The organism is Caballeronia calidae, from assembly GCF_900044055.2.
Classification (GTDB): Bacteria; Pseudomonadota; Gammaproteobacteria; order Burkholderiales; family Burkholderiaceae; genus Caballeronia; species Caballeronia calidae.
Window position 1 is genome coordinate 1 of the sequence record NZ_FCOX02000118.1, and the last position, 11,126, is coordinate 11,126.

Here is an 11,126-nt window from a genome sequence, read left to right on the forward strand (position 1 = left end):
GTGCGCTTCTTAACCGTGTTGCCTTCGCGATAAGACTCGCGCAGTAGCACGGCCGGAGGGGAGTTACGGTTGGGGACGTGTTCGATATACATGAACACTCATTCAAGCATATATGCCTAAAAACGCAATACAAAAATACGAATTTACATGGGTACATAATAGCCTAAAAAATAGCCGAAACCCAGCGCTGACGCGGATCTCGGCTACTTGAGAAGCCAAAGCTCGGACTAGCACGACTGGGTTTGCGATCGAGCGAGATCGTTCAACTCACGCTCGATTGCATCGACTGGGAGCGCGATAGTCTCACGGTACTCGGTAAAGGCGGCAGCCAATCGATATTGCCGATTCCGACTGATGTCGGTGAGGCCATCGCAGACTATCTTCAACATGGACGTCCGCGTTGTAAATTCCGTGCACTCTTCCTGTGTGCGAATGCCCCGGTCCGCGGCTTTGGTTCGCCAACCAGCATTGCTTCAATTGCCTACGCTGCTGTGACGCGCGCAGGGATCAATGCACAGCATAGAGGCACACATCAATTCCGGCACGCGTTGGCCTGCGAGATGCTCAGACAGGGAGCTTCTCTCCCTGAGATCGGTAGCTTGTTGCGGCATCAACATTCAAAGACAACAGGCATCTACGCGAAAGTGGACTTCGTGGCCCTGCGTTCACTTGCCCAACCGTGGCCAGGAGAAGCAAGATGAGCACGCTATCAAAGTTCTTGGACGACTACCTGACGACCCGGCGATCATTGGGTTTCAAGCTAACCTGCGAAGGCACGGGCCTGAATACGTTCGTCAAGTTCATGGACCGGCAACAGGCCGTGTACATCACGACGAAGCTTGCGCTCGCCTGGGCACAGGAATCGCGTTCAGTCCAACCTGCCCACTGGAGCCGACGATTGGCGTTCGTGCGAAACTTCGCCCGGTATTGCAGCGCGTTTGACGCGAGGACTCAGGTGCCTCCATCGGATCTGCTTCCGTTCAAATACGTCCGCCCTGAGCCATACTTCTTTACCGACCGCGATATCGAACGTCTGTTGCAGGCCACCTTGACGCTCCGCCCCGAGGACGGATTGCGACGCTGGACATTCCACTGCTTGTATGGTCTGCTCAGCGTATCGGGACTACGGTCCTGTGAAGCTCGTAATCTGCTCGTGGACGACGTCAACCTCGTTGATGGAGTTCTGACGATTCGCTCGTCCAAATTCGGTAAGTCGCGACTCGTGGTTCTGCACCCGAGTGTTGTGGCGGTTCTTGCGGGCTATCTGGAGCGGCGCCAACACTTCTTCGGATCGCACTCGCACCTCATAAGTCATGTGTTTGTGAACGACTGCGGTTCGCCTTTGAGCAGCGAGCAAATGCTCGATACATTCCAGCGCCTGATGAAGCGTATTGGCGTAACGGCAAACGAGGCAGGACGCAAACCACATCTGCATGATCTTCGGCATCACTTTGCCATGCAGGCACTGTTGCGGTGGTATCGCGACGGCGAGGAGATCGAGCGGCGGCTGCCAGCGCTGTCAGCGTACCTCGGGCATGTCGAAGTCCGCGACACATACTGGTATCTCTCTGCGCGACCTGAACTTCTGCAACTCGCGAGGCAAAGGCCTGAACGGTACTGGGAGCAAACGTCATGAGCACGACTGTCAACTTCGGAAGCGTTCTAACGCGATTCATTATTCAGCGCCTGATGAAGCAACGACATGTGAGCGAGCACACCATCGGATCCTATCGGGATACGTTTCGCCTGTTGCTCAAGTTCGTCCACGCACGAACCGGCAAGCAACCGTCCAATCTCCTGTGGGCCGATATCGATGCCCCGTTGATCAGTGCGTTTCTCGATGATTTGCAGGAGAGGCGTGGTATTACCGCGCGTAGCCGTAACCTGCGTCTAGCAGCAATACATTCGCTGTTCCGATACGCTTCTTTCGAGCTTCCGGAATATTCCAGCCAGATCCAGCGGGTACTGGCAATCCCGTCAAAGCGCATAACCCGTCGGCAAATTGGCTATCTAACCCGACGGGAACTGGACGCACTGCTCGATGCGACGGATCAGAGTACGTGGTCGGGGCGACGCGACTACGCCTGGCTGCTGCTCGCAGCGCAAACTGGTCTACGACTATCAGAACTGACCGGACTCACTCGCGAAGATGTCCACCTGGGCACAGGCGCCTACGTCCACGTAACGGGCAAGGGTCGGAGAGGGCGTTGCACGCCGCTAACGGAGCAAACCGCGCCAGTCCTACAGGCGTGGCTGAAAGAGCTTCCCCTCGACGAGGCTCAGGTGGTGTTTCCGAACCGCCGTGGCACTCGTATGAGCAACGACGGCATCCAATACCTGCTCGCGCGTCACGCTGACACGGCCCGGAAGGCATGTGCGTCGCTAAAGAGCAAGCACATAACACCCAACGTTCTGAGACACTCCGCAGCCATGAGCCTTCTGCACGCCGGGTATGACACGACCGTCATCGCGATGTGGCTGGGTCACGACTCGGTCGAGACTACCCACATCTATCTGGAGGCAGATCTTGAACTGAAACGAAAGATGCTCGAAATGACGACGCCCTCAGGTACTACGGCGGCAATATACAAGCCTGGCGACGCATTGATGGCATTCCTCCAAAGCTTGTAGTGCATGAGACTATGCCGAGTAGAAGCTCGGTCCCCGTCGTTTAAAGGCCGCTAACTTAAAAGCGAACGGGAGTCTCTCGGCATAGTCTGATACCCGGTGTAGTGGGCCGCATTCGGCCACCTGCAGATCGGTCGCGCGCGCCGGCCGCTGATGGCCTTCGTGATGGTGCTTTCGTGGTCACGGCAGATCTGGCTGCGTTTCTTCCTCAATGCCCGTATGGACAGCTTCCTGGCCGGCCACGTGGGTGCCTTCGAAGCATGATCCGGCGTGCCGAGGGTCCTGAAGTACGACAATCTGCGCAGCGCCGTGCTTGAGCGCCAGGGCGATGCGATCCGCTTCAATCCAGCGCTGCTCGCGTTTGCCAGCCATTACCGGTTCGAACCCAAGCCGGTGGCCGTCGCGAGAGGAAACGAAAAAGGTCGCGTCGAAAGAGCAATTCGTTTCGCACGCGAGAGCTTCTTCGCCGCGCGCAAGTACGCCGATCTCGATGATCTGAACGCCCAGGCCGCACAATGGTGCGCGGGCGTTGCAGCCGATCGTCCATGCCGGGAGGATCCGGCCATCACCGTGCGCGAAGCCTTCGAGCGCGAGAAGCCGAGCGTGCTTGCATTGCCGGAGAACCCGTACCCGTGCGAACTGCAGCTTGCCGTGTCGGCCGGCAAGACGCCCTATGTGCGCTTCGACCTGAACGACTACTCGATACCGCACACGCATGTGCGACGCACGCTCACAGTTTGTGCCGACCAGCATCAGGTGCGCATCCTCGATGGCGCCGATGTCGTCGCCGAGCATGCTCGCAGTTACGACCGCGGCGCGCAGATCGAGATCGCGACGCACATCGATGCACTGGTGTTGCACAAACGTGAGGCCCGCCACCACCGCGGCCTGGACCATCTCGCGCACGCCGCACCGGCTGCCCAGACACTCATGCTGCGCGCGGCCGAACGCGGCAGCAATCTAGGCAACATTACCGCGCAGCTGCTGCGATTGCTCGACCGGTATGGCGCCGCCGAATTGCAGGCCGCGATCGAGGAAACCCTCGCGAGCGGCGCCGCGCCGCACCAGAACCCAGTGCGCCTGGCACTGGAGCGTCGGCGGGCTGCCCGGGGCGCCCCTCCGCCCATCGCCATCAAGCTGCCGGAACACGTGCGCGACAAGGACAAGCGCGTGACGCCACACCGGCTCGACATCTACGACCAGCTCACAGCGGAGGCCGACGATGACAAACAGCACTGAGCAGTTGCACGAGCGCGCCAATGCCTTGCGGATGTATGGCTTGCTGGCGCACTGGAGCGAGATCGCCGACGCGTCATGGGTCGAGCCGTTGCTGCAGTGGGAAGAGCAGGAACGCGCGCGCCGTTCGCTCGAGCGGCGTATCCGCGACGCCCGCCTGGGCAACTTCAAACCGCTGGCAGACTTCGACTGGGCATGGCCCAAACGGATTGACCGCGGCGCGCTCGAGGAATTGATGGCGCTCGAGTTCGTCAGGGAGAAGTCCAACGTCGTGCTGATCGGGCCGAACGGCGTGGGTAAATCGACACACGCACTGAACCTCGCGTATCAGTCGCTCATCCACGGATACACGGCGCTCTTTACCACGGCTGGCCAGATGCTCGGCGAGCTGGCCGCGCTCGACAGTGACTCGGCGCTGCGCCGGCGCCTGCATCGCTACGCTTCGCCCGAAGTACTCTTGATTGACGAGGTGGGCTACCTGTCGTACTCGAACCGCCATGCCGACCTGCTGTTCGAGCTGGTAAGCCGCAGGTACGGCGCCGCGAGCACGGTGGTTACAACGAACAAACCGTTCGCAGCGTGGTCGGAGGTGTTCCCGAATGCGGCCTGCGTCGTGTCATTGGTCGATCGCCTCGTGCATCGCGCCGATGTCATCGCGATCGAGGGCGAGTCATATCGCGTCAAGGAAGCGCGCGAACGGGCCGAGCAGCGCTCCAGGAGGCGTAGCGCTGCGCGCCCGGAGAAGAAGCCGTGAGCCGCCGCACACACATGCCGTCGGGCCTGTCTCGCGGGCTGGACTTCCTGATCGACGCCGACTGGTCGCCCCAGCAGGCGTTCGCCGTGCCGTGTTCGAGCTGCTCAGCGATCTGCGCGCACGCATCTGGATGCGTTACGGCGTCGAGTTACACGAACTGATCCGCGCGCAGCGTTCGCCGCCCACCGATGTCGATATCGACGACATCAAGGGCGGGTTCTGATCCTGTTTTATTCGCCCTGCGGGCGGCAATGCCTGCGGCGCATGGCCGAGTGTTTAACTCGACCTTGCGCCGCCGTCTGGTGTCGGATTTACGCCGCCGCCAACACCAGTCGAGGGGCTGAGCAGCGATCGCACCACACGCGCCGACGCGGCACATGCAGCACCACCGGATATTAGAACAGCGGAAGGTCACGCACCCGGCGTACGGTCGTCTCATGGAACTGCGTGCAGCGGGCGCCGCATTGCTCGCAGTGCATCACTTTGCCGACCGGCTTCAGATACAGCGAGAGCGTGCGGTGCTCGCCTTTCGGCCACTCCACACGCTCCATCCGATAGCCTTGCCAGCAACCCTGCGCTTTCAATACTATGCGATCCAGCAATTCAGCCTCCAACGTCCGTTTCCAGACGTCAGGTCACAAAATCGCCAGTGTGCATCCACGGAGTTCCGCGAAGAACCATTTACTCACGAGTAGCAAGAGCAATCCTACTTATACCGCTATCCGTTCGCTATCTTGCCCTTACCGCGACAAAACCTGCTGCCGTACGACAGTGGGGCTACCCCTACAAAAACCTGAAGCCGATGGAAGTATGACGAGTCAAAGAGAAAGGATTAGGCGCATCGATCCGCCGTGCACGCCGATGCGCGGGCGGATCTGCGCCTCATCCATCACACACCGAGGACGGCTTTTGCACGGTTCAGGAGTCGGCGCCGATTCTCGATGCCGTTCAGTCCGCCGTTGATCTTCTTCGTGACGCCGATCAAATCGTCGTTATCGGCGAGGGCGCTGAGCTGTCTTCGCGACCAGAACCATCCCGCGACATCGACGCACAGTGAAGGCTCGGTCGCCACCCGGGTGGGATTCGCCAAAATGTCATTCTCTCGTCCGATGCTACGCGCATAGGCTGTGTAGTTGGCTCGCCCAGTCAGTTGGATAAATCCGCGTCCTTTAAACAGGCGTCCGTCCCCCGCCTGCACATTGCCCAGGTCTTCGCGCCCTTCGTACGCCGAACCCGACGCGAGTTCTTCCTTGAAGCGCAACTCGCCCGATTCGTGACCGATCTGCGCGAGGAAGTGCGCCTGGCGCAGCGGCGTATCGATGCCGTACTTCGCCATCGACGCGGCAATCGGGCCGGCGTATTGCGTGATGTCGACATCGGCCGCCTGAAGCCAGGCTAGCGCCATCAGGTCGGTGTCGGTGGCGTGGACGAGCGGTTTACAGAGTTGCTTGAAGATCTCACCGGTCGGACTCACTCTTCCAGTTGGTGTCGCCTCGGCCATGACGGTCTGCTCGAACGTAACGATGGCATCGAAGGTCTTGCTTCCGAAGATGCCATCGGCCTTCAGCGCACCGTTCTGGATTGCGAAGCCATTTTTCGCGGCGGCGCACAAATTTAGCAGCCGTTGCACCGACTCGACGTCGTCTCTGACGTTGCCGCAGAGACGCCCCACTTCGCCGCCGATGAGGCCATTGCCGCGCATGGCCGTCTGCGCTTGGACGCAGTTATCACCGTTCGCGATTGGGATATCCGTAACCGAGTTCGCCTTGCCGTTGCCGTTGGCAATGACAAACGGGTCCGGCGCCCGGGTATCACGACGTTCGAAGTGCGGCGTATCCTTGAACGACGACCAGCTTCCGCCCCATCGATTGGCGGGATCGAGACTTTCCCAGTATTGACCGAGCGGACGCAGTTCGTCGATGTCGTAGGTCAACTCGAATTTCCCGTTGGCGACAGGCTTGAAGAAATTCAGGTCGATGGCGAGCCGCTTCAGATGCTGACTGCTCATTGTTTTGCTGCGACCGTTCTTCACATGGAGGATCTGCTGTTCGGGCGTGCGATACAACTCCCCGCCCGACGCTTTGAGCCCGAGTTCCGACGCCTTCCGGATCAGCTCAGCGACATGAAGCAGAAACGTGGATTGCTGTTCGACGAGCGTCATGATCCGGACCCCTCCGTTTGAGCGACACGATCCAAGCCCATTCTGCCAGTCAGGCTATTGAGTTTTTCCTCCTTGCTCCGACTTCCCGCGCTAGATCCGAAAAAGAATTGGATGATGGCAGAGAGCGTCACGCCAAGCAGAAAACCAAGAACGGTGTCGATGGTCCGGTTCGCGTGATCGTCCGTACCTTGACTTATGAAACACGCGTAGAAGATGAACGCGAACGTAAACAATGTGAGCGCACTTGCATAGAAGTAAATGAATCTCTTGGCGAACTTGTCGTCGCTGGTTAAAGCAGCCCGTTGCAACTCTCTCGCGTTTTCCGTGTTCTTCTCTGACAACTCTTCGCTCTTGATGTCATTGGCATCGACCTGTTGTCGGTATTCGAGCAACTTGCTCTGATATTGAAACTCGAATTCCTTAAGCTTCGTCCATTGCTCGTCTGTCAGCTTGTTGTCGGCGACATCATTGATATTGATGCCTGTCTTGTCCTCAATCAGATCGGCGACTTCCTGCGCGCCCTTGCCCGCGGCGCCTCGAAAAACCCCGCTTAGAAGATCAAGGCCCTGCTTCGCGAGTGCAGGAGCGATGGCGGATACGGCTGCGGCAATGAGTGGAATCATGGGATTACCTCCTGATCTTTGACGAACCATCTAGGTTGAACGAAATGCCGCCATCTGGTGGGCCGCTTCAGACGACGAAACTTCAATCTAATGGACGGGTAAATAGAGCTAATTTTGAATGCATATCCGCTTCGGACATCATGAATCGAACAAATAGTCGGCGGGCCGAACACCGCAATGAGCCCATGTGATTGCTGTCGCGGCCCGATGGCAGGAAGACTCGTACCAAGCAGTAGACGAACGAGCTGCGGCAAAATTGAATGTTTCGAAAGAGCCTGCGGTGGACGCCGAACGATTCCATCGACGAAGCACGCCTTCGCCGGTGCTACGAACAAGCACGCGCGCAAACCGTCAACCGGGTCGCGCGTGCCTTCAACTGCAATGCTTATTTTAACCAAGCCGACGATCATGAAAATTTCCTCGCGTCGTCGCATACGCGCCGGAGCTCGAAGCATCGCGAGAAGTTTCAAAGCCGGCCCAAACTTTCGTCTTGCTTTGGGATAGCGAGCTTGTTCCGCGAAGCCAGGAGCATTCGCCCCGGCAAACATTTGAATCTTCGGAGAGCATCATGGACACTTTTGAACCAGCCGCGTCCCCCGCGCCCCGGCTGCTCATCTTCAGGCAATTGTTCAGGAGACGCAGACTGGCACAGTTTGCGGCGGAAGTGCAGCGGTGCGAATACATGCTGACGCAAGCCGCCGGAGCGGCCGTCGAGATCGATGCCGCCGACGCCTCGATCGTGCGCGATGCGCAATGCGCGCTGCTGCGTCGGCCGATGTGCCGCGAATCGCAAATTGCACTCCTTGCGGCCAAGGAGCGCATTTCGCGCGCGCTGTTTTATCCCAGCGCTCAGGTGTTCAAAGATCTGCAAAGCGCCGACGAACTTCAGTCGCACGTGGCCCTCGCGGGCTCGCGCGTGTTGCCCGATGAATCGGAGGCTTTGGCGCAGGCGCGTGCCGCTCGTTCGGCGAGACGCTGGAACACGGAAGTGGAAGCGCGCTTCTATGTCGCGCTCAACAAGCTGTCCAATTGCGCGCTACCCGTAGTGGCCGCCACTGCCGGGCGCAACGCCCTAGTTGGGTCACGCCGCGCAATCAGGATGTACACCATTGCGGCAATCTCTCTCACCGTCGTCGTGGTCGCGCTTTCGTGCCTCATGTTCACCGTCAACCGCATTTCCGATGACGTGATGAAGATCGTCCAGACCAACGACGCTTCGGCGATGCAACTCCACAACCAGTTGATGAGCTACGCATCAAGCATTATCGAGACGCGCCAGAAGCAGGATCTCGAAATGCTAAAACTGCGCCACGCCGGCCATACCGATGACAGCCTGATCTCGGAGAACGACGAGATATTGATCGGCGCGCGACAACGCGCGACCAACGAACTGCGGGCTCTGAGCAACTCGCAACCCGCCTTGCAGATCAAGGAGCAGCTTCAACAGTTCGCCACCAACAACCGGCAGCTCTACAACGACGTCACGCGCACTCAGGGCATCGGGGACTTGCTCTTCCTGACGGTCAAGAATCCCTATACCGAACCAGACTGCCGGCGCACCCCGCTGAGAACCGAGCGAAGCCCCGGCGATGCTGCCAAAGAGGACGACCGGCGACTCGCCATCGACTGGACGTGCTCCAAGGCTAAGGTTCGCGCCAATCTTGAAATCAAGGTGCCTATCATGCAGGCCGATCATGTCACGAACGATCACAACGAGGCGCTGCCCGCAGAAGAAGCAGTCGCGGAGGGCTTTCAGAAGATCGCCGCCTACCAAGACATCCGCGCGATGGCAATGTACGGCCGCGAGATCGTCTTGTCGCTCGTTGGCGCCGTGACTGGCTTCGTTTTGCCCGTGCTCTACGCATGGCTCGGCGCGTGCGCGGCGATTCTGAGAAAGATTCGCACGGAGAGCGAAACCAGCACGTTCCATCCGGAATATTCGACGGTGGCGAACCGCTCGCACGTCACATGCGCGGTCATCGTCGGCATCGCGATTGGCTTGTTCAGCGATCTGGTGCAAGGCGGCAAGAGCATCTCTCCCCTCGCCGTCGCGTTCATTGCGGGTTATGCGTCGGACAAGTTCTTCGTTTTCATCGATCAGCTCGTGGACGTCCTGTTCCCGAATCGCCCATTGGGCAAGCTGGCAGACAAAAAGACGGCGCGCGAAGTCCACAAACCCGCCGTGGAACTCCCGGCCTAGGGACAGCCCCACCTGCCGCCGTGCGTCGAGGCGGCGGGCGCCCCTGAACACGCATCTGGGCAAGAACGCGATACGAACTTTCCAAGTCGAGACAACGATCTTCGAGATTCCTGTATCGGCCGCTGCGCAGGTCGACTTCGGCGCCAGCCCAATGCCTCCTGTTGCACCGAGTCCGATTCCGCCCGCAGAAACCGCGGGACAGCGCACGCGCCCATGACGACCAGCAAATGCCGAAGTGCAGCATTTACGTCCGCCCGACCCCTTGGAATCGGATCGGGGCATGTACACCGCCGCAAATGATCGTTCACGAAGCTGCAAACAAGTCGATCGTCGACGCGTGCTACGGCTAAAGCGCATGTCGACCGGCTCGCGGCAGATGTAAGCTCGGACGTCAGCGGCGATCAGCACCGTGCACCGCCGAGCTGTCCGAGCACGAAGCGCACAATGCGCTCAGCATGCACGCCACTCAATTCGATGCGAACGCCGGCGATCGATAACGTAATGCGATCACGCGTCGATGATGATGGCGTATCGGCCGACGCAGATGATGGTGTCGCCGCAGGCTCACCTTCGAGGCGAGCAATGACAAACGCGGCGTCGGCCGTCACGGCCAGCGGACTCGTTGAAGGCGTTTCGCCTGTAAACTTCTTGCGCCACAACCCGAAAGTGCTGACGGCAAGGCCTTGATCGCGACAGAAACGTCGAGTGCCAACGCCGCTCATCTTCGATGCGGTCACCATCTCTCGCCAGAACGCTTCTCCCTGACGAGGGCGTCGCGCGCGCGTTCGCACAACAGCTCGGCCCACCGCGTCGTCGTCCATCGCATCACTCCAATCACCACGATGGCCAAACCTTCGCATCATGCACGCGGACACTCAAGACGGGTTGCGCTGACGGATACGATCCTCATTGCGCCGACCGGGCTCGGGAAAAGCTGGCTAGGAATCCGCGCGGCAGACAGAATTTGAGCTGCCGGTACTGACGCCACATCGTGCGGGCGTCAACGCCGATTGCGGTTTGGCCCGCCATTGCGCGCAAAAGTGGCTTTCCCGGCGGCGAAATCAGGGCAATGTTGTCCCCTTCGGGACTTACGCAGGCGTCATTTTCGACATTCTGCGTAGGTTCAGCGCCGCGCAGACGAGTTTCCATTCGGCCTGTGCCTTGGCCAGTCCACGCATGCTGAATTGTCGAAATCCGAGAACGCTCTTTACCCAGGCATTCGGCGGTTCGGACAGCCATTTGCGCTTTCGATAGGCCGCCTGAGTTTGCGCACAAGTAAACTTGTCGGCCATCGCGGCGCATAGCGGGCGCTTCCGGGCATCGACCTTCACCTCTTTCTTGCCCTCGCGTCCGGGCGCCACGATCAACTCGGCGGGGTGCTCGCGCAATTGTTCGAACGTCGCCTCCGAGCGGTAGCCCGCATCGGCAAGGACTTGCTTGGGGGCGGCCCCGGCGTCGCGCGCTACCGCCGCCAGAACGATCGGCAATTGGCCGCTGTCGGCAGCACAGTTACCCAGTTCGGCC

At 59.6% G+C, this 11,126-nt stretch carries 11 protein-coding genes and 1 pseudogene; 7 read left to right on the forward strand and 5 right to left on the reverse strand.

The window, feature by feature from the left end; genetic code table 11:
- Positions 1–242: 242 nt before the first annotated feature.
- From AWB78_RS49980 to AWB78_RS49480, 6 genes are all read left to right on the forward strand, one after another.
- The gene (locus AWB78_RS49980) at positions 243–701 is read left to right on the forward strand and encodes a tyrosine-type recombinase/integrase (RefSeq protein WP_074173675.1); all 459 of its coding nucleotides are present in this window, start codon (positions 243–245) and stop codon (positions 699–701) included.
- Positions 698–1,636 carry a tyrosine-type recombinase/integrase gene (locus AWB78_RS39690; RefSeq protein WP_062612389.1) on the forward strand — a complete coding sequence of 313 codons (939 nt, stop codon included), beginning with the start codon at positions 698–700 and terminating at the stop codon, positions 1,634–1,636. The genes AWB78_RS49980 and AWB78_RS39690 overlap by 4 nt, the downstream gene beginning before the upstream one ends.
- Entirely contained in the window at positions 1,633–2,631 is a 999-nt protein-coding gene (locus tag AWB78_RS39695) for a tyrosine-type recombinase/integrase (protein WP_062612391.1), read from the forward strand. The genes AWB78_RS39690 and AWB78_RS39695 overlap by 4 nt, the downstream gene beginning before the upstream one ends.
- A 267-nt stretch (positions 2,632–2,898) precedes the next feature.
- Positions 2,899–3,867: a Mu transposase domain-containing protein gene (locus tag AWB78_RS39700; protein ID WP_232478071.1), complete on the forward strand. Its 969-nt coding sequence runs from the start codon at positions 2,899–2,901 to the stop codon at positions 3,865–3,867.
- On the forward strand, positions 3,851–4,618 hold the full coding sequence (gene istB, locus AWB78_RS39705; RefSeq protein ID WP_062612393.1) for an IS21-like element helper ATPase IstB: 768 nt from the start codon (positions 3,851–3,853) through the stop codon (positions 4,616–4,618). Before AWB78_RS39700 ends, istB begins: the two co-directional genes overlap by 17 nt.
- A gap of 91 nt (positions 4,619–4,709) precedes the next feature.
- Positions 4,710–4,841, forward strand: a complete 132-nt coding sequence (locus AWB78_RS49480; protein WP_269768974.1) for a hypothetical protein — start codon at positions 4,710–4,712, stop codon at positions 4,839–4,841.
- A 106-nt stretch (positions 4,842–4,947) separates the two neighbouring features.
- Here AWB78_RS49480 and AWB78_RS39710 read toward each other — a convergent pair.
- The 3 genes and pseudogenes from AWB78_RS39710 to AWB78_RS39720 all read right to left on the reverse strand — a co-directional run.
- Positions 4,948–5,220, reverse strand: a pseudogene (locus AWB78_RS39710) (transposase family protein); the annotation flags it as partial.
- A 287-nt stretch (positions 5,221–5,507) separates the two neighbouring features.
- Positions 5,508–6,779: a M15 family metallopeptidase gene (locus AWB78_RS45550; RefSeq protein WP_062612395.1), complete on the reverse strand. Its 1,272-nt coding sequence runs from the start codon at positions 6,777–6,779 to the stop codon at positions 5,508–5,510.
- Complete coding sequence (locus tag AWB78_RS39720) at positions 6,776–7,402, reverse strand: hypothetical protein (protein WP_062612396.1); 627 nt, start codon at positions 7,400–7,402, stop codon at positions 6,776–6,778. The genes AWB78_RS45550 and AWB78_RS39720 overlap by 4 nt, the downstream gene beginning before the upstream one ends.
- 490 nt (positions 7,403–7,892) lie before the next feature.
- On the opposite strand from AWB78_RS39720, the gene AWB78_RS39725 reads away from it, so the two are divergent.
- A complete protein-coding gene (locus AWB78_RS39725) occupies positions 7,893–9,602 on the forward strand; it encodes a hypothetical protein (protein ID WP_157697800.1) in 1,710 nt (569 codons plus the stop codon).
- 401 nt (positions 9,603–10,003) lie between these two features.
- Here the strand turns inward: AWB78_RS39725 and tnpA are convergent, their stop codons facing one another.
- Positions 10,004–10,423 carry an IS66 family insertion sequence element accessory protein TnpA gene (gene tnpA / locus AWB78_RS47150; RefSeq protein ID WP_063959102.1) on the reverse strand — a complete coding sequence of 140 codons (420 nt, stop codon included), beginning with the start codon at positions 10,421–10,423 and terminating at the stop codon, positions 10,004–10,006.
- Between the two features lie 267 nt (positions 10,424–10,690).
- The coding region (locus AWB78_RS39735; RefSeq protein ID WP_157697436.1) for a transposase at positions 10,691–11,126 on the reverse strand (436 nt) is incomplete at its 5' end.

What these genes read in the sequence shown, in the direction of transcription:
- tnpA (WP_063959102.1), bottom strand. Translation starts at nt 10,423, where the DNA reads ATGGACGACGACGCGGTGGGCCGAGCTGTTGTGCGAACGCGCGCGCGA.
- AWB78_RS45550 (WP_062612395.1), bottom strand. Translation starts at nt 6,779, where the DNA reads ATGACGCTCGTCGAACAGCAATCCACGTTTCTGCTTCATGTCGCTGAG.
- istB (WP_062612393.1), top strand. Translation starts at nt 3,851, where the DNA reads ATGACAAACAGCACTGAGCAGTTGCACGAGCGCGCCAATGCCTTGCGG.
- AWB78_RS39695 (WP_062612391.1), top strand. Translation starts at nt 1,633, where the DNA reads ATGAGCACGACTGTCAACTTCGGAAGCGTTCTAACGCGATTCATTATT.
- AWB78_RS39690 (WP_062612389.1), top strand. Translation starts at nt 698, where the DNA reads ATGAGCACGCTATCAAAGTTCTTGGACGACTACCTGACGACCCGGCGA.
- AWB78_RS39720 (WP_062612396.1), bottom strand. Translation starts at nt 7,402, where the DNA reads ATGATTCCACTCATTGCCGCAGCCGTATCCGCCATCGCTCCTGCACTC.